Here is a 25,341-nt window from a genome sequence, read left to right on the forward strand (position 1 = left end):
CGAACAGTTCACTGGCCCCTGACACAGTTACTGGTTGGACTGCCAATGGTTTTGAAATCCGGCCCGGATCACGGGAAACGGATTTCCAAGGAAAGGACGCCTTAGTGCGCAAGGTTTTTCAGGAGGAGCTCACCCAGGTAGGTGACGACCTCATCGAGATCTCCAAGCTGGTTCACGAAGCAATCACGAAGGCCACTACTTCCTTCGAAGGCGCCGACGTGGATCTTGCCCAGGACGTCATCGCGGCAGATGCCCGCATCGACTTCCTGCAGAACAGCCTCGACGAGCGCGCCATCGACATCCTGGCGTTGCAGGGCCCCGTTGCCAGCGACCTCCGCATGATCGTGGGCTCGCTGCGCATGAGTGCGTCGCTGGAACGCATGGGTGACCTCGCCCGCCACGTGGCCCAGCTGGCACGCCTCCGCTACCCGGCCACCGTCATCCCCGCTTCGCTGACCCAGACCTTCAAGGCCATGGCCCAGCACGACATCGAGATCACAGCCAAGGTCATCGAGCTCCTTGAGACCCGCAACCTTGAGGTGGCCCGCGACATCCTCAAGATCAACATCGCCGTGGACGACCTCCACCTCAGCGTCTTCAAGGCCATCGCTTCCCCTGAGTGGAGCGAGAGCCCTTCCACCACCGTGGACGTCGCCTTGGCCAGCCGCTACTTTGAGCGCTTCGCCGACCACGGCGTATCGGTTGCCCGCAAAGTCACCTACCTGGTGACCGGCGAATGGCAGCCTGAGGGCTTCTAGCCTGACAGCATTAACGACGACGGCGGCCGGTCACCCAAGGTGACCGGCCGCCGTCGTTTAAACTGCACCGTAGCTGGTGCCGCGGCAGAAGCGGAGGATTTACTTTTTGCCCTGGTTGGCTACCGCGAGGATGGCCTGGGCTGCTGCGTCGGGATCCAGGTAGGTTCCGCCCGGGTTGATCGGCTTGAAGTCCTCATCCAGTTCGTACACCAGCGGGATGCCCGTGGGGATGTTCAGCGAAGCAATGGCTTCGTCGCTGATGCCGTCCAGGTGCTTCACGAGGGCGCGCAGTGAGTTTCCGTGGGCCGTGACCAGGACGGTCTTTCCGGCCTTGAGGTCTTCCTTGATGTCCGATTCCCAGTACGGGAGCAGACGGACCAGGACGTCCTTGAGGCATTCGGTCCGCGGCAAAGCGTCGCCGAGGTCCGCGTAGCGGGGGTCGTGTGCCTGGGAGAATTCGCTGTCGTCGGACAGGGGCGGCGGCGGGGTGTCGTAGCTGCGGCGCCATTCCATGAACTGCTCTTCACCGAACTCGGCGAGGGTCTGGGCTTTGTCCTTGCCCTGCAGGGCACCGTAGTGGCGCTCGTTAAGGCGCCAGTCGCGCTTGACCGGGATCCAGCCGCGGTTTGCCTTGTCCAGCGCCATGTTGGCGGTGTTGATGGCACGCTTCAGGAGCGAGGTGTAGAGGACGTCCGGGAGGATGTTGTTCTCAACCAGGAGTTCCCCACCGCGCACTGCTTCTTCGCGGCCTTGGTCGTTCAGGTCTACGTCCACCCAACCGGTGAACAGGTTCTTGGCGTTCCAGTCGCTGTGGCCGTGGCGCAGCAGAATCAGCTTGTAAGTCATGGTTTTCATCCTAGCCGAGCGGTCCGGTGCGCTGCCGGGCATTACGTTCGTCAACGGAAGCAGCCAGGCCGAACGGCAGGGATGAAACCCGGCAGGGATAAAGTGGTGGCCGTGGTGCAAAAAGCGGAACGGGTGGGCTCTCCCCGCAGTCGGGGCGGGAAGCCCGTTGGCAACATCACCCGCGGCACCACCAACCCCAACCGCATGCGCCGCCTGGACCGCTGGCTGGCCGGTCCGCAGGCGTGGCGGCTGCGCGCCGCCGTCGACCCTTTGGTGGTGGACCTGGGCTACGGCGCCTCGCCGACCACCGCCGTCGAACTCTTCGAACGGCTGCAAGCCGTGCGGCCCGATGTGCGGGTTTGTGGAATTGAGATTGAGCCCGAACGCGTGCGGACCGCGAAGGTCCTTGAACGTCCCGGGCTGAGCTTCCACGTTGGCGGGTTCGAAGTGCCGGTGCCCGGCAATCCCGTGTTGGTACGGGCGTTCAACGTGCTGCGTCAGTACGAGGAGGCGGATGTCCTCGGAATCTGGGCGCTGGTGCAATCACGGTTGGCGCCCGGCGGACTGTTCATCGACGGTACCTGCGACGAGATCGGCCGGCGCGTAACGTGGGTGGCGCTGGATGCCGAGCGGCCGCTGAGCCTCAGCTTCTCGGTGCGGTTCGGAAGTTTCGAGCTACCGTCGGAGGTGGCCGAGCGGCTGCCCAAAGCCCTTATTCACCGTAATGTGCCGGGCGAAGCGATCCATGCGTTCCTTCAGGCCATGGACAAGGCGTGGCTTGAGGCTGCGCCGCTGGCGTCGTTCGGGAACCGGCAGCGCTGGACGGGTATGTGCCGATCACTGCGCGACGGCGGGTGGCCGCTTCAGGATGATCCCAGGCGGTGGCGCCTGGGTGAGCTGACCGTGGCGTGGGATGCCGTGGCACCCCGGCGAGTCTGATGTACCGGTAGCGCCGGTTACCAAGGACCGTACGGGCCGACGTTTCGGTTGCCACCGCTGCCCGCTTCGCGAAGGGCGGGACGGACATCGGCGAGGTACACGCAGGACGCCGTCACGGCGGCGATGCCGAACAGGCCCAATCCGCTGCCACCTGTGAGCAGGGTCAAGGCGCCGATGGCAAGGGCCACGCCCGTGAGCGCCAGCCAGAACGTCTTGGTGCGCTTGGAGGCCGCCACGAAGAGGGTCGGCCTATGGCGCAGGCAGTCCGCGAAGGCCCACAGTTCCAAGGCCAGGGCCACCAGGCCAAGGATGAGGTAAACCCCGCTGGTGACGTACGCAATCAAGATTTTTCCGTCCACGCCCTTTAGCCTAGCCGTCCAGCGACTTCAGCGCTTGCTCAAGGTCGGACCAGAGGTCTTCCACGTTCTCAATGCCAACGCTCAAACGGACCAGGTTCTCCGGGACGCTGAGCGGCTCAGCCGTGTGCCGGCGTCGGCGTTCAATCAGTGACTCGACCCCGCCCAGTGATGTTGCCGGGAGCCAGAGCTGCAAGGCGCGGACCAATTCGTCGGCGGCATCGGCGCCGCTGCGGTGTTCGTCGCCTGCGATCTGGATGCAAAGGATGGAACCGAAGCCCTTCATCTGCACGTTGGCGCGCTCGTGTCCCGGATCGGTCGGGAGTCCCGGGTAGCGGATGGCTTCGACGCGGGGGTGGGTGCTGAGCCGTTCGGCGAGCGTGGCGGCGGACGCCTGGGAGCGTTCGATCCGCAGCGCGAGCGTGCGCAGGCCGCGGAGTGCAAGCCAGGCCTCGAACGGTCCGGCAATGCCGCCGTGGATGATGCGGTGGTGCAGCAGCGTGGCACGCAGCTCCGGGTTTGAGGTGACCAATGCGCCAAGCACGACGTCGGAATGCCCGGCCAGATATTTGGTCACCGAGTGGAGAACGACGTCGGACCCCAGGCTGAGGGGTTGCTGAACCAACGGGGTGGAAAAGGTGTTGTCCGTGACCACGATGGCGCCCACAGCGTGCGCCGCGTCGGTGAGGGCCCGAACATCGGCGATGCCGAGCATGGGGTTGGTGGGGCTTTCCAGCCAGAGCAGGTCCGCTTTCTTTCCCTCGTCCGGGTTGATGAGCGCCTTGACTGCGTCCGTGTCCGTGATGTCCACGGTGCGCAGTTCCAGGAAACCCTTCCCTGCGAGCTCGGTGGCCATCACGAGGGAACCGGCGTAACTGTGCGAGGGCATCACCACGACGCCGCCGGCAGGAACCAGTGAAAGTGCCGAACTGACCGCTGCCAGGCCGGAGGCATAGAGCAGGCCCGGAAGCGTGGCGCCTTCCAGCTTGGCCAGGGCGTCTTCGAACGGATCCCAGGTGGGGTTCGCGTAGCGTCCATAGCCGCGATCTCCGTCGCTGAGTGAACCCGTGCCGAAGTATGTGGAGGACAGGACGATGGGTGGGTTCACCGGCTCATCGTGGGCTCGCTCAGGGCGGCCGGCAGCAACCACAACGGTTTCCGGAGACAATTCGGCGGCATGCTGATCGGAAAGGCTCATGGTTTCAGCGTAGTCGGGGGCAAGGCTGTGGAAGAAAGGCATTACGCGCCTTTCATGTCAGGGAAGCTCGGTAGGCTAGAGCCGTGAGTATTCAGAGCCAAGGCCTTTTCATCGCCTTCGAAGGCGGGGACGGAGCGGGCAAGTCCACCCAGGCCGCCCGGCTCTCCCAAACCCTTGAGTCGCGGGGAATCTCCGTGCTGCGCACCCGCGAACCAGGCGGCACCCCCATCGGCGAGAAACTGCGCTCCCTTGTCCTGGACCACGGACACGGCACCATCGATGCCCGCACCGAAGCCCTCATGTTTGCGGCCGCCCGCGCCGCCCACGCCACCCAAGTGATCCGCCCCGCGCTGGCCGACGGAACAGTAGTCATTACGGATCGCTATATTGACTCTTCCGTTGCCTATCAGGGTGCTGGCCGCGGTTTGGGTGCCGAGGGCGTTTTGACGCTTAACGAGTGGGCCACGGAAGGTTTGCATCCGGACCTGACGGTACTGCTCGACGTCGACCCCTCCCACGGTCGCCAACGCCGCACCGCCGGTGACGCAAAAGAGGACCGGTTGGAGTCTGAGCCTGACGACTTCCATTCCGCCATCCGGCACGCTTTCCTGGCCCTCGCCGAAGCTGCACCCTCAAGTTACTTGGTGCTGCCGGCCAGTTCCGACATCGAGACACTGGCGGTACAGATCCTGGAACGCGTGGAGTTGTTGTTGGGCGAGCATGTTCCGGCCGAGCCCATAGCGGGCGACCTTCCGTGAGCGTCTGGGACGACCTCCAAGGGCAGGCGCCCGTGGTGGCGCAATTGAAGCAGGCTGCTCAGGGCGAAACCGGCCTCACGCACGCGTGGCTCTTCACCGGCCCCCCGGGCTCCGGCCGTTCCAACGCGGCCAAGGCCTTCGCCGCGGCATTGAACTGCCAACAGGACGACGTCACCCTCCGCGGCTGCGGCGAGTGCGCTGCATGCCACACGATCCTCGGTGAGACGCACTCGGATGTCACGTTCGTGCGGACCGAGAAAGTCACCATCACCATCGACGAAGCCCGCGAGCTCGTCTCCAAGGCCGGCGACCGGCCGTCCACTGGCCGATGGCGGATCATCGTGGTGGAGGATGCGGACCGCATGGCCGAGCGCACCACCAACGTGCTGCTGAAGGCCATCGAAGAACCCACCCCGCGCACCATCTGGATGTTGTGCGCGCCTTCACCCGCCGACGTCCTGGTCACAATCCGTTCCCGCTGCCGTCCGGTCAGCCTGCGGCTTCCGCCGGCTTCCGATGTCGCCGACCTCCTGGTGCGGCGCGACGGCGTCGAACGCCAACTCGCGGACCGTGCAGCGCGCGCGGCGCAAAGCCACATAGGGATCGCCCGGCGGCTGGCCCGCGACGCCGAGGCGAGGGAACGCCGGATGGAGACTGTCCGAATCCCTTTGGGGCTCCGAGGAGTTACGGCCGCAGTCATGATGGCCGAGAAGCTCGTCAGGATCGCCACGGAGGAAGCCAACAGCTCCAACGACGAACGTGATGCCGCGGAGAAGATCGCGCTGCTCGCAAGCCTCGGCGCCCCGGAATCCGGTACATTGCCGCCATCCATGCGCAGCCAGGTGAAACAGCTCGAGGATGACCAGAAGCGGCGTGCCAAGCGCTCCATCACCGACTCGTTGGATCGCACGCTCACGGATCTGTTGTCGTTCTACCGCGACGTACTGATCATCCAGCTGGGGAACGCCGTGGAACTGGTCAACGTTGAGCTGAAGGGCGAGCTTGAAGAATACGCAGGCCGCTCAACGCCTGAGACCACCCTGGCCCGGATGGACGCCATCAATAAAGCCCGTGTGCGTATCACCACCACCAACGTGGCCCCACTGTTGGCGGTCGAGTCCATGGCCACGAGCCTCATCCAGCAATAGGAGAATCCATGAAGTCCGCACCCCGCCGGTTCGCAGCGCTGTGCGTCGCTCTTGCTTCCATGCTGGTACTGAGCGCCTGCACGGTTCCATTCCTGCCAACACCCACGGCCAAGCCGTCCACCAGCACGGTGGATCCGTCCATCGCAGCTTCCGCGCCCAAGGGCCTGGAGAAGTTCTACTCCCAGGCCGTGGAGTGGAGCTCCTGTGAAAACGGCCTCCAATGCGGCAAAGTCCAGGTGCCCCTCGACTACGCCAATCCCGGTTCCGAAGAAATCACCCTCTCGGTGATCAAGCTGACAAGCACCGGCAACAAGCAAGGTTCCATCCTGGTGAACCCCGGTGGTCCGGGTGGCTCCGGCGTGGACTTCGTCCGGGATGCCGGCAACACGCTGCTCACCGAGAAGTTGAAGGCAAACTACGACGTCGTAGGCTTCGATCCCCGCGGTGTGGGCCGGTCCGCGCCCGTCACCTGCATGACAGATGCGGAGAGGGACGCGGCACGCGAAAAGGTGTTCAGGAAGAACACCGACGAAGGGCTCGCAGCGGCCCTGGCGTTCAACAAGTCCTTCGCAGACCAGTGCTCCCAGCAGACCGGCGCCGTGCTGGGCCACATCGACACCGTGAGTGCCGCCAAGGACCTGGATGTCCTGCGCGCCGTGGTCAACGATGCCAAACTCAACTACCTGGGCTTCTCCTACGGGACGTTCCTCGGTTCCACCTACGCATCACTCTTCCCGGACAATGTCGGCCGTCTGGTCCTCGATGGCGCAGTGGACCCCTCCATCAGCAACGAGGAACTGACCGCCGGACAGGCAAGGGCGTTCGAACGGGCAATCCGCACCTATGTGGCCAGCTGCCAGGAGCAGAACTCCTGCCCGCTGAGCGGTTCAGTGGACAACGGAGTCCAGGAAATCCGTGACCTCATCAACGCCGTCGACCAGAATCCCCAGACCGCCAAGGACGGCCGATTGGTGACCAGCAACGACTTCGTCAACGGCCTCATCCTGCCGCTGTACAACGACCAGAGCTGGCCCGCCCTGACCCAGGCTCTGGACAGCGCGTTCTCCGGTGACGTTTCCCAGATGATGCGGCTGGCGGATCTCGGCGCCGACCGGGAGCCCAACGGCACCTACAGCTCCAACTCCGCATTCGCATTCCAGGCCATCAACTGCCTGGACTACCCCATGGTCACAGACACTGCCGGCATGCGGGCAGAGGAAGTCCGCCTGATGCAGGACTCCCCCACTTTCGGGTCGTTCTTTGCTTACGGCGGAGTCAACTGCAAAGACTGGCCGTACAAAAACACCCGGACCCCGGCGCCTGTTGAATACAACGGATCCGCACCCATCGTGGTGGTCGGCACCACCGGCGACCCCGCCACTCCCCTCGAATGGTCGGAGTCGCTGCGCAAGCAGCTCGAGAACGCCTCCTTGGTCACCTGGGACGGCGAGGGGCACACAGCCTACGGCCGTTCGAACTCCTGCGTGAGCACCGCCGTCGACGACTACTTTGTCGACGGAAAGCTGCCGCAGGATGGCCTCAAGTGCTAGAGGTGCCTGGCTTCGCGCTTCTCCACCAGGAGCGGGAGCTGCTTGATGGAATCCACCACCACGCTGGCTCCGGCCGCGCGTAGCGTGGCTTCCGAGTGCGAACCCGTCAGGACGCCCGCGATCAGCGATGCGCCGGAACGGACCCCTGAGAGCATGTCCGAGCTCGTGTCACCCACCACTGCCACCTCCCGCACGTCATCGAGGTCCAATGCGAGCACTGCGGTCAGGATCATGTCCGGGTAAGGGCGTCCACGTCCAGCATCCGCCGGGCACAGGCTGAGGTCCGCCAGGCCCATCCAACCCAACGATTCCAGCACCATGTTCTGCGTGTGACGGCCGAAGCCCGTGGCCAGGCAAACCTGCATGCCGGAATCGCGCATCCACAGAATGGCGTCCTCCGCGCCCGGAATGGCGCGTACACCGCCGTCGTCAATCAGTTCGTCGTAGGCCTTCTCGAAGACCTTGTTGGCGCTCCCGGCCACCGCAGCGTCCTCGAACAGGTGGCTGAAGACCGTCATTTTGGAGAAGCCCATGGTGTCCCGCGCATAGCCGAGCATGCTCTCGAAACGGGTGCTGCCCGGTTCAACGCCGTGTTCCGCAAGGGCACGGCACATGGCCCGCTCGGTGCGGCCATCATCGGTGATGGTGGTGCCCACCATGTCCACCACTGCAAGCCGCAGCCGGTTGGGTGTAAGGCTGGCGTCCCTGGTCAATGCATCCCCGGTCATTGAGCGGCTCCTTCGTCTGAATTCTCGCGGCGGGTGGACTCCGCCACAGTTGATTCCCCAGCTTCCGGGGGCCGGGAAACCGCAGCCTGAACCCGGTCCGACGAGCGGGTGAACATCCCCGCAACGGCCGCCGCCACCCTCGTTTTGACCCGGGTGCGGTGCCTCTATTACAGTTATGTCTTGCGTGATCGCCCGGGAAACCGGTGATGGACGCGGTGCTTCCTTAGCTCAGTCGGTAGAGCGTTTCACTCGTAATGAAAAGGTCATCAGTTCGATTCTGATAGGAAGCTCGGTAGAAAACCCCTGGAAATCATGGATTTCCAGGGGTTTTCTTTTGCCCTACGACGCCCTCGACTTAGCCGACCAGCGCTCGGTATTTGGCCCGCCTTTGGTGAAGCCCGGGGGCACCCCGCCGCGCCAGGCCTTGAAGTTCGACGGCGATCACCCCACCCAGGCGGTGGCAGAATTCCACCGGGGCGGCCGCCGCATCCGGGATTTCCTCCACCACCACGTCCACCACGCCACAGACCGCGAGTGCCTCGGCGGTGATGCCCTGACTTTCTGCGAGCGCCGCAGCATGCGCAGTGGTCCGGTGGACGATGGCGCTGGCACCTTCCGGTGGCAGCGGCGCGAGCCAGGCGTTCCCTGCGGCGATGGTCCGGTCGGCCGGCAGGAGGGCCAGCGCCCCTCCCCCGGTCCCTTGCCCCAGCAGGACTGACAACGTAGCTGTTCCCACTCCGAGGAGGTCGTACAACGAGCGGGCGATCTCGGCGGCAAGCCCACCTTCTTCGGCTTCCCGGGACAGGGAGGCTCCCGGCGTGTCGATGACAGTGACCAGCGGCAGCCGCAGTTCGTTGGCCAGACGCATCCCGCGCCGGGCATCCCGCAGTGAAGCCGGTCCCATCGCATTGTTCCGTAGATGCCCCACGAGTACGCACGAGGTGGCGCCGAACCGGGCAAGGGCCACCAGCATGCCGTGGTCCTTGGTGCCGTCACCCGCGCCACGCAGGAGCACAACACTGCCCGCGGCCTGCTGAAGGAGCTCGGCTGTGGATGGCCGCAGGGTGTCCCGGGAACGGAGGACGGACTCCCAGGCGGTCCCCCCGGATGCCCCGGTCGTGGCGGGCGCGACCGGCGGCACCACAACATCCGCCACAGTGTCCCCGGGCCGAAGCAACTCCAGCACCCGCCCGAAGTAATCCCCCAGCCCTTCGGGCGGAACCACGGCGTCCACCAACCCATGGTCGAACAGGTTCTCCGCGGTTTGGACGCCTGATGGGAAAGCTTCACCATGGAGTGCCTCATAGACGCGCGGACCAAGGAACCCCAGGAGGGCACCCGGCTCGGCAGCAGTCACGTGCCCCAGCGAACCCCACGACGCCATGACGCCCCCAGTGGTCGGATGCCGCAGGTACACCAAGTACGGCAGCCCCGCAGTTCGATGCGCCTGTACGGCGGCCACGATGTCCACCATCGCCAGGAAGGCGGGCGTTCCCTCCTGCATGCGCGTCCCTCCGGACGCCGGCATAGCGACCACCGGCACGCCAAGGTCCGTGGCGCGTTCGACGGCGGCAACCAGCCTTCGGGCGGTATGGCGCCCAATCGATCCGGCAAGGAAAGCGAAATCGGAGACCACGACGGCGACGCGATGGTTGCCTATTCGGCCCTCACCCGTCAGGACAGATTCGTCGCTGCCCGACTTGTCCCGGGCGGAGGCCAAGTCGGCCGCGTACCCAACGTCGCCGGAACCACCGCCAACCGCCCCGCGAACGGGCGCGTCCCACGAAACAAACGTGCCGGCGTCGAGCAGGTGATCCAGCATTTCCCGGGCACCGAGCCGACGGCGCGTGGCAGTGGCCGCCATTCAGCCCACCTCCGTAGTGGCCAGCCATTCGCGGACGCCTTCACCGTGCTGGTCCAGCAGCGGCGGGGCGGTGTGCGAACGTCGGGTGGATTCGGTTCCGTCGGCCTGATCAAAGAAGCGAAGCGGCGGCCCTGGCAGGGTGACGGACCCCAACAGCGGGTGCTGGACGTCAACCAGCAATCCTTGGGATGCCAGTTGAGGCCATTCGTAGACTTCCTTGAGGGTGCGCACTTTGCCGGCTGGCACTCCCGCCTCTGCGAGCTTGGCCAGCAGCGGTTCGGGATCGTAGGTGGCGAAAGCTGCCTCCACGACCTCAAGGACGCGGGCCCGATTCCGGACCCGGTCGGCGTTGGTGCCGAGCCCTTCTGCTGCAGGATCGATGCCGAACGCGGAGGTGAACGCAGCCCACAGCTTCTCGCTGCCGACGCTGATCTGCACACTTCCGTTACGGCACCGGAACAGGCCGTAGGGGGCTATGGACGGGTGGTGGTTGCCCTGCGCTGCGGGCTCCTCACCGGCAACCGTGACCTTGGTTCCCTGGAAGGCGTGCACTCCCACCAAGGAGGCCAGAAGCGACGTCCGCACTACTTGCCCCCGGCCAGTCTGTTCACGTTCCAGCAGGGCGGCCACCACACCGTACGCCCCGTACATGCCGGAGAGCAGGTCAGCGATGGGCACACCCACGCGCTGCGGGTCATCCGGACCCGAGCCCGTCAGGGACATGAGCCCGGCCTCGCCCTGGAGGATTTGGTCGTAGCCGCTGCGATGCGATTCCGGGCCGTCGTGGCCGAATCCGGTGATGGACAGGATGACCAAGCGCGGATTGATGCGGTGCATGGCATCGGTGCTGAAGCCAAGCCGTTCCAGGACCCCGGGCCGGAAGTTCTCCACCACAACGTCGGCCCGTTCCAGGAGTTGCCGGAGGACGCTTTGGCCGTCCTCGCTCTTGAGGTCCAGCGCCATGGATTCCTTGTTGCGGTTGCATGACAGGAAGTACGTCGCCTGCGGATCGTCCTTGGGTCCTACGAAGGGCGGCCCCCAGCCACGGGTGTCGTCACCGGTCCCCGGGTTCTCGATCTTGATGACCCTCGCGCCAAGGTCACCCATCATCATGGTCGCGTGCGGGCCTGCGAGCGCCCGGCTGAGGTCCACCACCAGGCGGCCAGCGAGCGGGCCTTGCCTAGTCTGTACGGCTGTGGCTTCCTGGGCGGCTGGACTCACTGCGAGCGGGCCTTGTTCAGGACGTGTAAACGGTGCGGTCAATGCTGACGTCATGGAGATTCCTTGAAGTGAAAGTCAGTTGCCCAGCCGGGACAGGAGGACGGCGACGGCGGCAGAGACTCCCCCGGCCAGCGAACCTTCCAGCTCGGGAGCGAAGAACGGCGAATGGTTGACGGGGACGGGACCCGGGCTTTGGTGGCCGGCTGCGGGGGTGCCCCCGAACATCCAGAACACTGACGGCACTCCAATGGCGGTGCCCAAGTGTCCGAAATCCTCGCTGCCCATCATGGGCGGGGTGATTTCGACGGCCTCGGAGCCCAGCGCAACCCGAAGTGCCTCAACAACGGAAGGAACGGCGTCGGGATCGTTGAAGCACTGCGGGAAGCGGTACATTTCCTCAATGTCCGGCCGGGGCGCTCCGGACGCGGCGGCCTCTGCCTCGATGATGCGGCGGACTGCGCCGAGGACTTGGGCACGGACGTCCTCATCGAAGGTGCGGATGTTGAGGGTGAACTCGGCCGAGGCCGGGATGATGTTTTCCTTGAGTCCCGCGTGGAACGTCCCCACTGTGACCACTGCGGACTTCCGCGGATCCAGTTCGCGGGACACGATGCCCTGCAGCCGGGTGACCATGTGGGCGCCCATCACGATGGGGTCGATGGCGTCCTGCGGCTGGGAACCATGCGACTGCTGGCCGTGGACGGTGACCCGGAGCGAGTCCGCCATGGCAGCAACCGGGCCACTGGAAATCGCCACCGTTCCCACCGGCCGCGGCATGACGTGCTGGCCGAAGACCACTTCCGGCCGAGGTGCCCTGTCCCACAGTCCGTCGTCGAGCATGGCCAGTGCACCCGCCGCAGTTTCTTCGCCGGGCTGGAAGATCAGCACCAGCGTCCCCGCCCAAGCGTCCAGGTTGCCGGCCAGCACCTCTGCCGCACCCAGCAGGCTGGCCACGTGGGTGTCGTGGCCACAGCCGTGCATGACCGGCACTACGGTGCCGTCCGGCAGCGTTCCGGTATCCGTGCTGGCGTATTCCAGCCCGGTGGCTTCTTCGATGGGCAGTCCGTCGGAATCGGCGCGGAAGGCCACTACGGGACCATCACCGTTTCGGAGGATGCCCACCACGCCGGTTCCGCCGCAGCGGAAGTGCTCAAGGCCCAGGCCGTCCAACTGTTCCTCGATCAACGAGGCCGTGGCGAACTCCTGCATGGAGAGTTCCGGATGTGCGTGGAGGTGCCGGTACAGGGAGTGGAGTTTGGTGGTCTGGTCGGAATCGAGCTGGAGGGCAGTGACTGTTGACGTCATGGGAATCCTGTCTTGCTGGTGGATGGGGGTGCTTGGGTGGTCCGGGCGCCGCTACTCGATGTGGATGGGCTTCGCTTCAGAGATGGCGGCTTTGCCGCGGAAGAACCAGGCCAGCAGGATGGTTCCCAGCACAGCGATGGCGGTGGACACCATCGCGAGCGACGGAACCAGCGGCAGCACGACGAAGACGACGACGGCTGAAACCAGCAGGGCGAACACGGTGGTGCGGGGTTGCTTCATGGACACGATGGCCTGCACCAGGACCGCCCCCAGCACCGTGGGCAGCACATAGAGCCGGGTAACGAGCAGGACCGACGGCGGGATGACGCTGATCAGCCAGCTACCCAGCAGGCCAACGAAGATCGCCAGCGAGATCAGGTGCACCACCGCTGCCCCGCAAATGGCAACGACGGCGGCCAATTCCGCCCGCTTGCTGCCCGGCTTCGCGCCGATGTTGGTTTGGGCGATCAGTGCCGCCGGCAGGAGCTTGTTGGAGATGTTGCCGATCATGAACGCCTGGTACATCGCGGCCGGTCCCAGGATCGGGTAGTACGTGAGCGGTTCGACGATCCAAATGATGCCGAACGTGGCAGCAACCGCGGCGAAGGCGATCCACAGCTGCGCCGGGCCAATATCCAAGCCAGTGGCGAAGACGAGGTACAGCGGCCCTGCCACGGAGATCAGCAGGCCACCGATCATGGTGATCTGGCCCCAGCGGGACGTGGTGCGGTTGAAGTCCGCCATGGCGGTAGAGGTGGTGGCGGGAGCGGAAGTAAGGGAAGACATGAGGGGTGTTCCTTTCGTGCTCAAGGAAGGTGGTGCTCAGGGGATGACGACGGCGGCCGGTGAGTCAGGTGCGGTGTCGTCAGGAGCCGACGGCCGGACCGACGGCGAGATAGGCGGCGCTCAGACCGATGACGATGGAGATACCGAGTCCCCACTCACGCAGCCAGCTCTTGCCGAGCTTCTTGGCCAGCAACAGGCACGCCCCCATGACCGCCGCGGAGACAACAAAGGACAGCACATGGATAGAGGACTTGGGGAGCTCGGTGAGCCCCAGGCAGGAAAAGGCGCCGATCAGTGCCGCCGCCGGGACGATTGCCATGGCCGCGGGGTTTACGGAGCGGATCTTGGCGTCGCCCTTACGCAGCAGGGGCGTCAGGATCAGGGTGGCGAGCATCCACATGGCTCCGCCAATGCTCATGGCAAAGAACGCGACGGCGAACACACTCTGCGTGTAGCTGGCATCGCCGAGCTTGGCGCCCATGGAACCTGCGGCGATGCCGGCGGCCGATACGTCGTAAGCGGCGGAACCGATCAGACCGATCCTGGACAGCACGGCCGGCGCACCGAAGAGTCCGAGCAGGGCGATGGCGACGAGCGACACCGCCAACGAGGGACCGATGGCCGAGACAGCGCCGGAGCGGAAAGAGGTCTTGATGTCCTGTGTGCTCATGTCCACGGAGGGAGCAGCACGCCGGGCCGCCTTCATGAAGATGACGGACTGGATGATGATGACGCCGAACACTCCTGCAACACAGATCCAGAGGACGGGGTTGTTGGCGATCGCCATGATGTCGGTGGAATCGTTGGGGGCGAGCGGTTGAAGAGCCAGGGGTTGGTGCATGGAAACCTCCCAGGTGTGGCCCCTCGGCAGTTCCGCAACCGGACGACGCTGTGCGGTATGGGTGCAGTGGGGCAAATCCTTACCCATCGACCAGATCGGCCAGTGGGTTACCAATACCCTCCGCTATGAGCCGGATCACACACAATAGCTGACGGAATCAGCCATCACTGTGGCCGAATCAGTCAAAGCTTGCTGTGAAAGCGTCGGAGACTTCCCCGAGGAAGTGTGACCCGGCACACTTTCAGGCAGTAGCAATCCAGCAAAGGAGCACCATGCCTGACACCCTTGGCGAGCTGTCCGCCGTCGAACTTTCCGCAGCCATCCGCGACAAGAAGGTCTCGGCGCGCGAAGCCCTGGCCGATCACCTGGAACGCATTTCCGAAGTGAACCCAGTCATCAACGCCGTGGTGACCCTCGACCCGGACGGCGCCCAGGCCCTGGCACATGACGCGGACCAGCTCACAGCCTCCGGGGCTGAGCTTCCGCCCCTGCACGGCGTACCCATGACGCACAAGGACACCAACAACACCGCTGGAATGCGCACCACCCAGGGCTCGCTCGCCCTGCGTGACTTCGTGCCCGACGCCGACGACCTCATCGTTGCGCGGTTGAAGGCCGCAGGGGTTGTCAGTACCGGAAAGTCGAACGTACCGGAGTTCGGCGCGGGGTCGCACACGTTCAACGACCTCTTCGGAACCACCACAAACCCCTACGCGCCCGCCCTGAGCGCCGGCGGCAGCAGCGGCGGGGTGGCCGCCGTCGTCGCCTCACGTGTCCAAAGCCTCGGCGACGGCAGCGACATGGGTGGTTCGCTCCGTATCCCGGCCTCCTTCTGCAACGTGGTGGGCTTCAGGCCGTCGACGGCGGTGATCCCCATGCCGTCCTGCGTCAACGCTTACGCGTGGCTGGGCAGGACCGGACCTATGGCCCGCAGCGTGGAGGACATTGCGTTGTTCATGTCCGTGACAGCAGGCAAGGATCCGCGGGTTCCGCACCCCACGGGGCTGGATCCCGAGGTTTTCCGGTCCAGCCTGGAGACGGACATGCGCGGCGTGCGGATCGGCTGGTCGCGCGACTTTGGCATCGGCGTGCCTGTGGAAGCGGAAATCCTGGACCATCTGGAGCGGCAACTGGCCATCTTCGAGGACCTCGGGGCGATCGTGGAGGAAGCGACCCCGGACTTCAGCGAAGCAGACCTGGTGTTCGGCAACACCCGCGCCATGGACTTCGCCGCCGGACTCGGGCCGATCCTGGAGCGTGCAGGGGAGGTCATCAAGCCCGAAGTGCACTGGAACGTGAACAAGGGCTTCGCCCTGACCGCCCGGGACCTCATCGAGACGGCCGCGGCCCGCACCCGGCTCGAATTAAGCGTCCAGGAGTTCTTCAGTCGCTATGACCTCTTCGCCAGCCCCTGCGCCCAGGTCCTCCCCTTCGACGCAACGCTTCGGTATCCCGCCCAAGTAGCGGGCGTGCCCTCCGAAACCTACCTGGACTGGATGCGGTCGGCCTGCCTGTTGTCCGCTACCGGCCTGCCGGTGCTGAGTGTTCCGGCAGGATTCAGTTCAGGGGGCTTGCCTATCGGTCTCCAACTCGCCAGCAACCACTACACAGATATGCAACTGCTCCGCTACGGGCGTGCCTTCGAACAGCAGACGGGGTACGCCGCCGTCGCCCCTGTCGTCACATCAGCGCCGGCACCGCTTACGACGATGAGCGCATGAGCCGACCACCGCGTTTGCGGGCATCGAGCAGGATGGAAACATCCACTCCAGCGGCGTTCTGGGCCCACTCCGAGTCCGTAATGAAGCGGTAGAGGGACGGCATGTCTTCCACAGTGACGTCGGCGATGATCTGGTAGTCGCCCGCAATCGCCGCGGCATAACGGACAGTGGGAAGCTCCGCCAGGCTCTTGCCCACCTGTTCAACCTGGTGCGGCGAGGCTCGTATCCACAGCAGGGCCTCAACGCCAAGACCGAAAGCCGCCGGCTCAACGATCGCGCGCAAATGGACTTGGTTATTGGTCAGCAGCCATTCGCTGCGCCGACGTGCCGTGGCTTCCGAGACACCAATCCGGCGCCCCAGCGCTTCGAAACTCATCCGGCCATCGGCACACAGCGCATCGAGGAGCTCGTTGTCCTGGCGGCTGAGCTCCTGCCGCGGCACCAGGATGCCTGAATCGGGGGTGAGGGCCGACCGGAGTGCCTCGGCTTTGTCAGCGGTGAGGATTTCGGGCCGCCAACCGCGGATGGTGCGGAAGTAACGAAGGACGGGATAGCTGGTGGAATCACGCAAACCAATAGTGGAGGGCAATTCATCGGACAAGACGGTGCCTATGTGGGACGGTTCGGTGAGGATCTCGGCCACGCAGTCACCGGTGCCGGTGGTGGTGTAGACGAACGTGGTATCCGTCCGCTGCGATAAGGCCTGCGCGGCGGCACGGACCGTCCCGGGCATGCATCGCATCTGCACAAGCACCACAGCAGGCTTGGGGCGGATCCCAACAACAGCAACTGCGCCAGATTCCAACAACTGTGCTCCGCGGCGCGCAACTGTTCGCTCAGCCTCACCAAGGACAGCCGCCATCTTCCGCCAGGGGCAGCGCGGATCCAGCTGCAGGGCAGCAACGATCTGCCGCTCCAATGCGTCAAACACCACCATGCAAGCTCCGTCCGTTGGGGTCGCTCAATTTCACCACGGACTTCGATGCGTTACGATCCAGCGGCGGGTGCCGCCGTCGTGCCTTAACGGCAGATGCCCCGCCCCCAAGCAGGGGCGGGGCATCTGGACCAGGCTTCGCGTCTAGGCGAAGTCGGAGACTGCCGGGTCCGGGCCGATGCGACCTTCGGCACCGCGATCCAGGCCGCTGATGGCCTCGACGTCGGTCGCATCCAGCGTGACGTTGAGCGCCGCGAAGTTTTCCTGAATGCGGGACTCGGTGACGGACTTGGGGATCACCACGTTGCCGATGGCAAGGTGCCAAGCGATGACTACCTGTGCCGGAGTTGCGCCGTGCTTGGCCGCAATCTCAGCGACCGTGGCGTTCTCCAGGAGCTCGCCACCCTGGCCCAGCGGGGACCATGCCTGGGTCAGGATGCCCTTGGAAGCATTGAACTCACGAAGCTCGGCCTGGTTGAAGAACGGGTGCAGTTCAACCTGGTTGATGGCCGGAACGACGCCGGTTTCATCGATGATGTGCTGCAGGCCTTCCTTGGTGAAGTTGGAGACACCGATGGACTTGACCCGGCCGCGCTTCTTGAGCTCGATCAGGGCCTTCCAAGTGTCAACGTACTTTTCCTGCTTGGGCTGCTGCCAGTGGATCAGGTAGAGGTCCAGGGTCTCCAGGCCGAGGTGGTCCAAGGACTTCTCGAATGCCTCAAGGGTGGACTCATAGCCCTGATCAGCGTTCCACAACTTGGTGGTGATGAAGATTTCCTCGGCAGAAAGGCCGGAGGAAGCGATGGCGCGGCCTACGCCGGCCTCATTGCCATAGATTTTGGCGGTATCGATGTGGCGGAACCCGGCTTCGAATGCCTGGCGCACCACCTTTTCGGCTACATCGTCTTCAACTTGCCACACCCCGTAGCCGAGCTGGGGGATGGTGTTGCCGTCGTTGAAAGTAAGTGTTGGTGACGAAGTCATGTCTGCCATCCTGCCAGCACGGCGCCGCTAAAAGCGCCGAATGTTACGCAGATCAGCTATCCGCTTAACTTCTTGCACTAAGGGAATAAGGGCGCGCGCGTGTAGTTGCGTACGCCGGGCATTATTGGGATGGCTGTTTAGGCGTTGAGTTGCCGCTCCGCGTCGGCCACCTGATCGAAAACCGACTCCGCCCGACGCCTGACGGAAAGCGCCCCCACCGGAACCGGGCCAACCGCTAACCGCAACATCGCCGCAGCCTCAGCTGTGGTGGCCAAGGAATTCCCGGCTTTGGACAGCGCCCGATGCACTCCCGCCAGCGCCCCGGGAACATCCAGGCCGTCGCTCGGCGAACGCTTCTGCGCTTCCACGCACACGGCCCGGACACGGGGAGACAACTCCGCCAACTCGTTGGCTATCTGCACCAACTCGTTGTAGAGCTCGTCATCGTCCACGCCCTCAAGGACCTGGTGATACCGGTCCAGCCCGCGGTGAAAACGGTCGTGGGCGCGGCGCCACAGGCCCTTGCCAAGCTCCAGATCGTCCTTCCGTCCTTGCCGGACGGCCCCAAAGAAACCCACGCGCAGACTCAGAGGTACTGGCCCGGGCCGTGGTCGGGATCTTCCCGGCGTCCTTGCGCCGGAGCGCCGGGCGCACCCGGTGCTGCGGCCCGCTGCGGCTGGCCGTTCTCGCCAATCACGATGCCGGGAGCGATGACGGTTCCCGGCGGGAGCTGGCGGAGCTGCATCTGGGCTGCAGCGTGTTCCTTGGCGGCCTGCTGGGCGGCGATGGCAGCCTGGATGCCATGGAAGAGGCCCTCGAGCCACCCCACCAACTGGGCTTGGGCGATCCGGAGCTCTGCGTCGGAAGGAGCCTTTTCTTCCGGGAGGGGAAGACTGATGCGCTCCAATTCTTCGATGAGTTCCGGAGCCAGCCCATCTTCAAGTTCCTTGATGGACCGCTCATGGATCTCGGCCAGTCGGCCACGGGCAGCATCGTCCAACGGAGCCGCTTTAACTTCCTCAAGGAGCTGGCGGATCATGGTGCCGATCCGCATCACCTTGGCAGGCTCGTCCACGAGTTCGTGGAGGTTCCCGCCCTTGGGCTTGGAGTCCTTCACGGCTTCCGCCTGCGGAGCTGGTTGCTCCTCCGGGCTTGCCGTACCCTCGTCCAGCGTGGTTCCTTCCACGGGGGTGTCGTCCGAAGCCTCATCCGTGGGCTGAATGTCGTTCAGATCGCTCATTCGTTCATACTCTCATGTGGTTCCCGCCAAGCCCTGTCCGAAGCCCCATTTTGGACTTCGTTCGTAGCGAAACTACAGCTCAACAGCACCGGCCTTGGGGGTTGCTGTCCTGCCGATCCATCCGGTCCCGCCAGAACTCACGTTCAGTCATGGCAGGACCGGCATGGCCGGAGGAGGTGCAGTGTTCAAGGTACTTCCGGTAGGCGTCAGCACCCATGAGCGAACCCAGGTACGTGGCTACGCCCCGAAATCCCCGCACGACGGCCTTCATCAGTGGTGCCCGGCCTTCTGGGTGCGTTTCTCCGCAGGCAGTGCATTCCATTCCGCGAGCAGCTTCTTCTCGGCCGGCGTGGGGATCAGCCCGGCCGGCGCGTACACCTTGGACGGCACTGCCGGGTCCTCGTGGTCCTGGCCACCGCCGGCACGGATGGCCCTCACGGTGGCAATCAGCGCGGCAACGATCACGATGATACTGAGCGTCACGAAGATGACCGACAGCACGCCTTGGATCATGGTGTTCCGGACTACGGCTTCCATGGCCGCCACAGTCTTGGCCGTGCCGAACTCGGTCTTGCCATCGGCCAGGGCCTTGGAGAAGGCCTGGTTGTTGGCGAAATAGCCCACTGCGGGAACCGGCGAGAAAATCTTGTGGAAGCTGGCCGTGATGGTCACTACCGCCGCGAAAGCCAACGGAGCGGCCACGATCCACAACCACTTGAACACTCCGCGCTTGGCCGTAATGGCCAGGCACACGGCCAAGGCGATAGCTGCCAGCAGCTGGTTGGCGATGCCGAACAGCGGGAACAGGGTATTGATGCCGCCCAGCGGATCCGTAACTCCCATCAGGAGCACAGCGCCCCAGGCGCCCACCATGATGGCTGTGCAGAGCCACGCGCCGGGCCGCCAGGAGGCTTCCTTGAACTTGGGGATGAAGTTGCCGATGGAGTCCTGCAGCATGAAGCGGGCAACACGCGTGCCGGCGTCCACTGCGGTAAGGATGAAGAGTGCCTCGAACATGATGGCGAAGTGGTACCAGAAAGCCATCATGCCGGGTCCGCCAATGAACTGCTGCATGATGTGCGCCAAGCCCACCGCCAGGGTAGGAGCACCGCCGGAACGGGAGATGATGCTTTCCTCGCCAACATCCTTCGCAGTCTGGGCCAGCACGTCCGGGGTGATGTTCACATTCGCCAGGCCAAGGCTGTTGACCCACTGCGCCGCGGACTCAACGGTTCCACCGGTCAGGGCAAGTGGGGCGTTCATGGCGAAGTAGATGCCACGGTCGATCGAGATCGCAGCCACCAACGCCATGATGGCCACGAAGGACTCCATCAGCATGCCGCCGTAGCCGATGAAGCGGGTCTGCCGCTCCTTCTCGATCAGCTTCGGAGTGGTTCCCGATGAGATGAGCGCGTGGAATCCGGACAGGGCACCACAAGCGATGGTGACAAAGAGGAACGGGAACAGTGCGCCTGAGAACACGGGGCCGTTCTCACGGCCGGCGAACTCACTGAAGGCCGGGACGGTGATTTCCGGGCGGACCACGATGATGGCGAGGGCGAGCATCACGATCACGCCGATCTTCATGAAGGTGGAGAGGTAGTCGCGCGGAGCCAGGAGCAGCCACACAGGCAGGATCGCGGCGATGAAACCGTAGATGATGATGCCCCAGGCGATGGTGACCTTGTCCAGGTGGAAGAAGGCGGCACCCCACTCGGTGCCTGCCACGGCGCCGCCACCGATGATGGCCGCCATGAGAAGGACGAAGCCGATGATGGACACCTCCATCACCTTGCCCGGGCGGATGAAGCGCAGGTAGACACCCATGAACAGCGCGATTGGGATGGTCATTCCCACCGAGAAGACGCCCCATGGGCTCTCGCCGAGGGCGTTGACCACCACGAGGGCAAGGATTGCCACAATGATGATCATGATGAGCAGGGTGGCGACCAGCGCCGCCGTACCGCCGATGACACCAAGTTCTTCACGTGCCATTTGGCCCAGGGAACGCCCGCCGCGGCGCATGGAGAAGAACATGACCAAGTAGTCCTGCACGGCGCCGGCCAGGACCACGCCGATGATGATCCAGATGGTCCCGGGAAGGTAACCCATCTGGGCCGCGATGACAGGGCCCACCAACGGGCCGGCGCCTGCGATGGCCGCAAAGTGGTGCCCGAACAGGACATTGCGGTCCGTGCGGACGTAGTCCTTGCCGTCTGCCTTGTATTCGGCGGGGGTGGCACGGTGGTCGTCCGGCTTGAGCAGATAGCGCTCAATGACCTTGGAGTAGAAGCGGTAGCCGATCAGGTAGGTGCACACTGCGGCGAAAACGAACCAGATTGCGTTGACAGTTTCGCCGCGAACCAACGCGAGCATGAACCATGCCACGGCTCCCAGCAGCGAGATTGCCACCCAGAGTCCGATCTTGGCCGGAGTCCACTTGCGTTCTTCGGCTTCGCGGACCGAGTCGTCCACGGCAGGTGCGGGCAGCGTAGGATCCAGTCCTTCCGCGAGTCCGGTTTGATCAGGAACCTTGCCCATATCTCCTCCTTGAGAACTGCTGCGGTGATGGGAACTGCTGTAGTGGCGATATTCACGGTGGGGACCGCATCGCCGGTGCCTCCAAGCACACTAACAACCGTCACAGACAAGTAAAGGGGGCACACGCCAACGTGCTCCAAAGGGGCGGTGAGCGGTCACAACCATGCGGCGGATGACCACCATCCGCCGAGACAGGGAAGCCCTAGTTCATTCCCCCATTGCCTTGGGCCTGCACCATTCTCGCCTCACAAAGATCCAACCATCTGACTTCCGCCTCGGCCTGGAAGATCAAGGAATCGAGCACCAGCAGCCACGCAGTGTCCGACGCCCGCTGGTTGGCGGACGCGGCCTTTCGCGCCTGCGTGTGCTCCTGCAGCGCCCTGACGGAAACCTCGCGCTGCGACTGGATCACTTCAGAGGCGTCCACACCCGGAAGCGTTACGGCGAGCGCCAGCTTGATGGCAATCTCGTTTCGCGGCGGATTGCCCCGGTCCACCGCCCCGGCGAACCATGCCCCGACTTCCTCAGCCCCGGCGTCAGTGATGCTGTAGACCACGTGCCCACCGCCGTCGTCGCCGTCTTTACTGACCAGGCCGTCGCGCTCCAGCCGATCCAGCGTCGTGTAGACCTGGCCGATGTTCAACGGCCAGGCCGCCCCGGTCCGGTCCTCGAATTCGACGCGCAGCTCATAGCCGTACCGGGGCCGGTCCTGAAGCAGGGCCAGCAAACTGTGCCGGATGGACATGAGGCTCCTCGCTGCGGTTGGTTGGACGGTTCAGAGGAGCAGGAGGACCTTGCCCACGTGCTCACCGGAGTCAAAGTATTCATGCGCTTCGCGGACCTGATCCAAAGGGAAGGTCTTGGCGACAAGGGGCTTGATGCTGCCGTCGGTGAGCATGGGCCACACCGACTCACGCACGGCGGACATGATGATGCCCTTCTCTGAGACCGGGCGGGGCCTGAGCGCGGTGCCGATAACGGCGGCCCGCTTGCTGAGCAGCTGGCCGAGGTTGATCTCAGCCTTGGTACCACCTTGCAGCCCGATGACGATGAGCCGGCCGTAGTCGGCGAGCGCGTCGATGTTCTGCTGCAGGTACTTGGCACCCACGACGTCGAGGATCACGTCCGCGCCCTTGCCCCCGTTTTGCGCTTTGAGGCTTTCCGCGAAATCTTCTTCGGTGTAGTTGATGGCGATGTCGGCACCCAGGAACGCCTTGGCCGTGCCGACCTTTTCGTCAGTACCCGCCGTGGTGGCCACCTTCGCACCGTAGGCTTTGGCCAATTGGATGGCCATAGTGCCGATGCCGCCGGTTGCGCCGTGGATGAGTACCGTCTCACCGGGCTGAAGCTGCGCCGTCATGATGAGGTTCGAGTACACCGTGGCGGCGACCTCGGGCAGGGCAGCTGCGGTGATCAGGTCCACGCCTTCGGGCACTCTGAGCACCTGCTCGGCGGGCACGGCGACTTGCTGGGCGTAGCCACCCCCGGAGAGCAGCGCCACCACCTTGTCTCCCACGGAGAAGGCTTTGGTGACTCCAGGACCAAACGCCGCGATGCGGCCGGAAATCTCAAGGCCCAGAACTTCCGAGGCCCCGGGAGGCGGCGGGTAGAAGCCGCGCCGCTGCTGAACGTCCGCGCGGTTCAGGCCGGCGGCCACGACGTCGATCAGCACCTCGCCTTGGCCCGGCACCGGAGACGGGACCTGGCGGACTTCAAGGACTTCGGGCCCGCCCGGCTCTGAGATGTAGACGGCTTTCATGACGAACTCCCGGTTTCTTGCTTGTGTTCCACCCCCGGGGCGGGGACTGGAACACGTGATGTTTTGGAACAGCCAACTCCCTATGAAACACTACTAGGCGAGGAAGGTTGTCCGAGCGGCCTAAGGAGCTGGTCTTGAAAACCAGTGTGCGGTAACCCCGTACCAAGGGTTCAAATCCCTTACCTTCCGCCAGCGAGATGCCCCGGGTTCCTGGACCCGGGGCATTTTTTGTTGTCTGCGTACGGGGCCGGGCGGATCTGAGAACTGACACCCGGAAGATCATTGAAACTGTCCGACCCCCCGCATAGTGTTCTGTCTGTCTCCACAACCACTGACTTCAGACGCTGCTTTCGCCGCGCAACAACTCCAGGAGCCTGACCTATGCCTACGCCTGACATCACTCCCGGCGCACCGTGCTGGATCGATTTGATGACGTCCGATACTGAGACGGCCAAGGCCTTCTACACGGCGTTGTTTGGTTGGACCTATGAGACCGGTGACCAGGAAAAGTACGGCGGCTACATCACTGCTTCCAAGGACGGCCGGATGGTTGCGGGCATCATGGAGAAGCAAGCGGACATGGGGGCCATGCCGGATGTCTGGTCCACCTATCTCCGCACGGACGACATCAAGGCAACCACCGAGGCCGCCGCTGCCAACGGAGGCCAGGTGTATTTGGAGCCCATGGAGGTCCCCGAGCAAGGCAGCATGGCCATGTACGGGGATTCCTCCGGCGCGTCCATTGGTGCTTGGCAGTTCGGTGGGATGAAGGGCTACGAGATCGCAGCGGAGTCCGGCGCGCCGGCGTGGCATGAGCTCCTTTCCAAGGACTATGAGTCCGCGGTGGCGTTCTACCAAAAAGTCTTCGGCTGGGACACGGACGTCATGAGCGATACCCCGGAATTCCGCTACACAACCCTTGGCTCCGGCGATGACGCCAAGGCCGGCATCATGGATGCGTCCGGTTTCCTTCCCGAGCAGGTTCCTTCCATGTGGAGCGTTTACTTCGCGGTGGATGACACGGACGCCGCCGTTGAGCAGGCCGCGGCACTCGGCGCCGTGGTCATGCAGCCCGCAGAGGACACGCCTTTCGGGCGGTTGGCCACATTGTCGGACCCCACGGGTGCAGTCTTCAAAATCATCCAGGACTTGGGCCAGACGGCCTAGACTGTCATCCTTCGGATCCGTTCCGGCTGCCCCCTACCCGCGGGCAGCCGGACGGATCCGCTCATTGCCGGCGTTGGGGGATCTGCCGGCATGGGTTCCTGTCTGGTCCCTCAATCGTCGACCACAGATCCGGCCCCTGGGCTGAGTCACTGTGGTCCTTCTGGGAATGAGGACCAGAATGCTCCACCTATCCAAGACCCTCAGGGCAGCCGCTGCACTTGCCGTGGCATCCGTCGCCCTGGCGGGTTGCTCGCTCATCAGCAGCGGCGACGCGAAACGGGACGACTCCGGGAAACCCACTGAGTCATCGGTGGCAGACGCCTTCAAAGTGAAGGTGGGCGACTGCATCGCAGAACCCTCTGGCACCGAGGTAAAGGATGTGTCCATCATTCCGTGCGAGCAAAGCCACGACCTCGAAGCCTATGCCGCAAAGAACATCGTGGCCGACGCTTACCCGGGCGAAACCGAGGTGGCCACCCAGTCGGAAGAGTTCTGCGGTACCGAGTTCACCACCTTCGTGGGCGTGCCGTTCGATGAATCCACCCTGGAACTGACGTACTTCTACCCCACAACCGAGACGTGGAAGGCCTCCGACCGGGAGATCGTATGCCTGATCGGCGGCGCGTCCGGCACCCCCACCACGGGCACCCTCAAGGGCGCAGCCAAGTAGTGCTCCGGTGGCCGGGGAACCCTCCGG

General features: G+C 64.4%; 25 protein-coding genes and 2 tRNA genes. 10 read left to right on the forward strand and 17 right to left on the reverse strand.

What is annotated here, in order from left to right; genetic code table 11:
* The first annotated feature begins 104 nt into the window (after positions 1-104).
* Positions 105-758 (forward strand): phosphate signaling complex protein PhoU, encoded by a 654-nt coding sequence (gene phoU / locus ACR30Z_RS20690; RefSeq protein ID WP_144651806.1) that lies wholly within the window; start codon positions 105-107, stop codon positions 756-758.
* Positions 759-857: 99 nt separating this feature from the next.
* Here phoU and ACR30Z_RS20695 read toward each other — a convergent pair whose 3' ends face one another.
* A complete protein-coding gene (locus ACR30Z_RS20695) occupies positions 858-1,604 on the reverse strand; it encodes a phosphoglyceromutase (protein ID WP_144651804.1) in 747 nt (248 codons plus the stop codon).
* A 111-nt stretch (positions 1,605-1,715) separates the two neighbouring features.
* Here ACR30Z_RS20695 and ACR30Z_RS20700 point away from each other — a divergent pair, with 111 nt between their 5' ends.
* A complete protein-coding gene (locus ACR30Z_RS20700; RefSeq protein WP_434374450.1) occupies positions 1,716-2,543 on the forward strand; it encodes a class I SAM-dependent methyltransferase in 828 nt (275 codons plus the stop codon).
* A gap of 17 nt (positions 2,544-2,560) precedes the next feature.
* Here the strand turns inward: ACR30Z_RS20700 and ACR30Z_RS20705 are convergent, their stop codons facing one another.
* On the reverse strand, positions 2,561-2,902 hold the full coding sequence (locus ACR30Z_RS20705) for a DUF2516 family protein (RefSeq protein ID WP_144651802.1): 342 nt from the start codon (positions 2,900-2,902) through the stop codon (positions 2,561-2,563).
* Positions 2,903-2,912: 10 nt separating this feature from the next.
* Positions 2,913-4,097 carry a trans-sulfuration enzyme family protein gene (locus ACR30Z_RS20710; protein ID WP_434374451.1) on the reverse strand — a complete coding sequence of 395 codons (1,185 nt, stop codon included), beginning with the start codon at positions 4,095-4,097 and terminating at the stop codon, positions 2,913-2,915.
* 83 nt (positions 4,098-4,180) lie between these two features.
* On the opposite strand from ACR30Z_RS20710, the gene tmk reads away from it, so the two are divergent.
* The 3 genes from tmk to ACR30Z_RS20725 are packed head-to-tail and all read left to right on the forward strand — an operon-like array spanning position 4,181 to position 7,553.
* A complete protein-coding gene (gene tmk / locus ACR30Z_RS20715; RefSeq protein WP_434374452.1) occupies positions 4,181-4,855 on the forward strand; it encodes a dTMP kinase in 675 nt (224 codons plus the stop codon).
* Complete coding sequence (locus ACR30Z_RS20720; RefSeq protein WP_434374453.1) at positions 4,852-6,003, forward strand: DNA polymerase III subunit delta'; 1,152 nt, start codon at positions 4,852-4,854, stop codon at positions 6,001-6,003. The genes tmk and ACR30Z_RS20720 overlap by 4 nt, the downstream gene beginning before the upstream one ends.
* An 8-nt stretch (positions 6,004-6,011) precedes the next feature.
* Positions 6,012-7,553, forward strand: a complete 1,542-nt coding sequence (locus ACR30Z_RS20725) for an alpha/beta hydrolase (RefSeq protein WP_244296793.1) — start codon at positions 6,012-6,014, stop codon at positions 7,551-7,553.
* Here ACR30Z_RS20725 and ACR30Z_RS20730 read toward each other — a convergent pair.
* On the reverse strand, positions 7,550-8,281 hold the full coding sequence (locus tag ACR30Z_RS20730; RefSeq protein WP_144651797.1) for an HAD family hydrolase: 732 nt from the start codon (positions 8,279-8,281) through the stop codon (positions 7,550-7,552). The genes ACR30Z_RS20725 and ACR30Z_RS20730 overlap by 4 nt on opposite strands.
* 217 nt (positions 8,282-8,498) lie before the next feature.
* Between ACR30Z_RS20730 and ACR30Z_RS20735 the strand changes: the two genes are divergently transcribed.
* Positions 8,499-8,571, forward strand: a tRNA-Thr gene (locus ACR30Z_RS20735).
* Between the two features lie 65 nt (positions 8,572-8,636).
* Here the strand turns inward: ACR30Z_RS20735 and ACR30Z_RS20740 are convergent.
* The 5 genes from ACR30Z_RS20740 to ACR30Z_RS20760 form a co-directional block, all read right to left on the reverse strand.
* Positions 8,637-10,145 carry a carboxyl transferase domain-containing protein gene (locus ACR30Z_RS20740; protein WP_434374454.1) on the reverse strand — a complete coding sequence of 503 codons (1,509 nt, stop codon included), beginning with the start codon at positions 10,143-10,145 and terminating at the stop codon, positions 8,637-8,639.
* A complete protein-coding gene (locus ACR30Z_RS20745; RefSeq protein WP_434374455.1) occupies positions 10,146-11,420 on the reverse strand; it encodes a CaiB/BaiF CoA transferase family protein in 1,275 nt (424 codons plus the stop codon).
* A gap of 21 nt (positions 11,421-11,441) precedes the next feature.
* Positions 11,442-12,671: an amidohydrolase gene (locus ACR30Z_RS20750; RefSeq protein ID WP_434374456.1), complete on the reverse strand. Its 1,230-nt coding sequence runs from the start codon at positions 12,669-12,671 to the stop codon at positions 11,442-11,444.
* A 51-nt stretch (positions 12,672-12,722) separates the two neighbouring features.
* Complete coding sequence (locus ACR30Z_RS20755) at positions 12,723-13,457, reverse strand: hypothetical protein (protein ID WP_144651746.1); 735 nt, start codon at positions 13,455-13,457, stop codon at positions 12,723-12,725.
* Positions 13,458-13,536: 79 nt separating this feature from the next.
* Positions 13,537-14,298, reverse strand: coding sequence for a DUF5058 family protein (locus ACR30Z_RS20760; protein ID WP_144651744.1), 762 nt, complete (start codon positions 14,296-14,298; stop codon positions 13,537-13,539).
* Positions 14,299-14,570: 272 nt separating this feature from the next.
* Between ACR30Z_RS20760 and ACR30Z_RS20765 the strand changes: the two genes are divergently transcribed.
* Positions 14,571-16,019, forward strand: coding sequence for an amidase family protein (locus ACR30Z_RS20765; RefSeq protein ID WP_144651742.1), 1,449 nt, complete (start codon positions 14,571-14,573; stop codon positions 16,017-16,019).
* Here ACR30Z_RS20765 and ACR30Z_RS20770 read toward each other — a convergent pair.
* From ACR30Z_RS20770 to ACR30Z_RS20805, 8 genes are all read right to left on the reverse strand, one after another.
* A complete protein-coding gene (locus tag ACR30Z_RS20770) occupies positions 16,000-16,956 on the reverse strand; it encodes an Lrp/AsnC family transcriptional regulator (protein WP_434374457.1) in 957 nt (318 codons plus the stop codon). The genes ACR30Z_RS20765 and ACR30Z_RS20770 overlap by 20 nt on opposite strands.
* A 141-nt stretch (positions 16,957-17,097) precedes the next feature.
* Positions 17,098-17,937, reverse strand: coding sequence for an aldo/keto reductase (locus ACR30Z_RS20775; RefSeq protein ID WP_144651738.1), 840 nt, complete (start codon positions 17,935-17,937; stop codon positions 17,098-17,100).
* 137 nt (positions 17,938-18,074) lie between these two features.
* Complete coding sequence (locus tag ACR30Z_RS20780) at positions 18,075-18,515, reverse strand: hypothetical protein (protein ID WP_144651736.1); 441 nt, start codon at positions 18,513-18,515, stop codon at positions 18,075-18,077.
* Between the two features lie 8 nt (positions 18,516-18,523).
* The gene (locus tag ACR30Z_RS20785) at positions 18,524-19,177 is read right to left on the reverse strand and encodes a bacterial proteasome activator family protein (protein WP_434374458.1); all 654 of its coding nucleotides are present in this window, start codon (positions 19,175-19,177) and stop codon (positions 18,524-18,526) included.
* Positions 19,178-19,256: 79 nt separating this feature from the next.
* Positions 19,257-19,448 (reverse strand): YbdD/YjiX family protein, encoded by a 192-nt coding sequence (locus tag ACR30Z_RS20790; protein WP_434374459.1) that lies wholly within the window; start codon positions 19,446-19,448, stop codon positions 19,257-19,259.
* On the reverse strand, positions 19,448-21,718 hold the full coding sequence (locus tag ACR30Z_RS20795) for a carbon starvation CstA family protein (RefSeq protein WP_144651729.1): 2,271 nt from the start codon (positions 21,716-21,718) through the stop codon (positions 19,448-19,450). The genes ACR30Z_RS20790 and ACR30Z_RS20795 overlap by 1 nt, the downstream gene beginning before the upstream one ends.
* A gap of 202 nt (positions 21,719-21,920) precedes the next feature.
* Positions 21,921-22,463 (reverse strand): PadR family transcriptional regulator, encoded by a 543-nt coding sequence (locus tag ACR30Z_RS20800; protein WP_144651727.1) that lies wholly within the window; start codon positions 22,461-22,463, stop codon positions 21,921-21,923.
* A 30-nt stretch (positions 22,464-22,493) separates the two neighbouring features.
* Positions 22,494-23,477 (reverse strand): NAD(P)H-quinone oxidoreductase, encoded by a 984-nt coding sequence (locus tag ACR30Z_RS20805; protein WP_434374460.1) that lies wholly within the window; start codon positions 23,475-23,477, stop codon positions 22,494-22,496.
* Positions 23,478-23,578: 101 nt separating this feature from the next.
* Between ACR30Z_RS20805 and ACR30Z_RS20810 the strand changes: the two genes are divergently transcribed.
* The 3 genes from ACR30Z_RS20810 to ACR30Z_RS20820 all read left to right on the forward strand — a co-directional run bounded on the left by ACR30Z_RS20810 (position 23,579) and on the right by ACR30Z_RS20820 (position 25,314).
* Positions 23,579-23,669, forward strand: a tRNA-Ser gene (locus tag ACR30Z_RS20810).
* Positions 23,670-23,858: 189 nt separating this feature from the next.
* On the forward strand, positions 23,859-24,644 hold the full coding sequence (locus ACR30Z_RS20815) for a VOC family protein (RefSeq protein WP_434374461.1): 786 nt from the start codon (positions 23,859-23,861) through the stop codon (positions 24,642-24,644).
* 178 nt (positions 24,645-24,822) lie between these two features.
* On the forward strand, positions 24,823-25,314 hold the full coding sequence (locus tag ACR30Z_RS20820) for a septum formation family protein (protein WP_434374462.1): 492 nt from the start codon (positions 24,823-24,825) through the stop codon (positions 25,312-25,314).
* Positions 25,315-25,341 lie beyond the last annotated feature (27 nt).

Origin of the sequence: Paenarthrobacter sp. FR1 (genome assembly GCF_051106045.1) — a bacterium.
GTDB classification, from domain to species: Bacteria; Actinomycetota; Actinomycetes; order Actinomycetales; family Micrococcaceae; genus Arthrobacter; species Arthrobacter nitroguajacolicus_A.

Excerpts from the sequence above, each read along its gene's own strand:
- ACR30Z_RS20695 (WP_144651804.1), bottom strand. The coding sequence starts at position 1,604 with ATGACTTACAAGCTGATTCTGCTGCGCCACGGCCACAGCGACTGGAAC.
- ACR30Z_RS20710 (WP_434374451.1), bottom strand. The coding sequence starts at position 4,097 with ATGAGCCTTTCCGATCAGCATGCCGCCGAATTGTCTCCGGAAACCGTT.
- ACR30Z_RS20725 (WP_244296793.1), top strand. The coding sequence starts at position 6,012 with ATGAAGTCCGCACCCCGCCGGTTCGCAGCGCTGTGCGTCGCTCTTGCT.
- ACR30Z_RS20730 (WP_144651797.1), bottom strand. The coding sequence starts at position 8,281 with ATGACCGGGGATGCATTGACCAGGGACGCCAGCCTTACACCCAACCGG.
- ACR30Z_RS20740 (WP_434374454.1), bottom strand. The coding sequence starts at position 10,145 with ATGGCGGCCACTGCCACGCGCCGTCGGCTCGGTGCCCGGGAAATGCTG.
- ACR30Z_RS20745 (WP_434374455.1), bottom strand. The coding sequence starts at position 11,420 with ATGACGTCAGCATTGACCGCACCGTTTACACGTCCTGAACAAGGCCCG.
- ACR30Z_RS20750 (WP_434374456.1), bottom strand. The coding sequence starts at position 12,671 with ATGACGTCAACAGTCACTGCCCTCCAGCTCGATTCCGACCAGACCACC.
- ACR30Z_RS20755 (WP_144651746.1), bottom strand. The coding sequence starts at position 13,457 with ATGTCTTCCCTTACTTCCGCTCCCGCCACCACCTCTACCGCCATGGCG.
- ACR30Z_RS20760 (WP_144651744.1), bottom strand. The coding sequence starts at position 14,298 with ATGCACCAACCCCTGGCTCTTCAACCGCTCGCCCCCAACGATTCCACC.
- ACR30Z_RS20765 (WP_144651742.1), top strand. The coding sequence starts at position 14,571 with ATGCCTGACACCCTTGGCGAGCTGTCCGCCGTCGAACTTTCCGCAGCC.
- ACR30Z_RS20770 (WP_434374457.1), bottom strand. The coding sequence starts at position 16,956 with ATGGTGGTGTTTGACGCATTGGAGCGGCAGATCGTTGCTGCCCTGCAG.
- ACR30Z_RS20775 (WP_144651738.1), bottom strand. The coding sequence starts at position 17,937 with ATGACTTCGTCACCAACACTTACTTTCAACGACGGCAACACCATCCCC.
- ACR30Z_RS20785 (WP_434374458.1), bottom strand. The coding sequence starts at position 19,177 with ATGAGCGATCTGAACGACATTCAGCCCACGGATGAGGCTTCGGACGAC.
- ACR30Z_RS20790 (WP_434374459.1), bottom strand. The coding sequence starts at position 19,448 with ATGAAGGCCGTCGTGCGGGGATTTCGGGGCGTAGCCACGTACCTGGGT.
- ACR30Z_RS20795 (WP_144651729.1), bottom strand. The coding sequence starts at position 21,718 with ATGGGCAAGGTTCCTGATCAAACCGGACTCGCGGAAGGACTGGATCCT.
- ACR30Z_RS20800 (WP_144651727.1), bottom strand. The coding sequence starts at position 22,463 with ATGTCCATCCGGCACAGTTTGCTGGCCCTGCTTCAGGACCGGCCCCGG.
- ACR30Z_RS20805 (WP_434374460.1), bottom strand. The coding sequence starts at position 23,477 with ATGAAAGCCGTCTACATCTCAGAGCCGGGCGGGCCCGAAGTCCTTGAA.
- ACR30Z_RS20815 (WP_434374461.1), top strand. The coding sequence starts at position 23,859 with ATGCCTACGCCTGACATCACTCCCGGCGCACCGTGCTGGATCGATTTG.
- ACR30Z_RS20820 (WP_434374462.1), top strand. The coding sequence starts at position 24,823 with ATGCTCCACCTATCCAAGACCCTCAGGGCAGCCGCTGCACTTGCCGTG.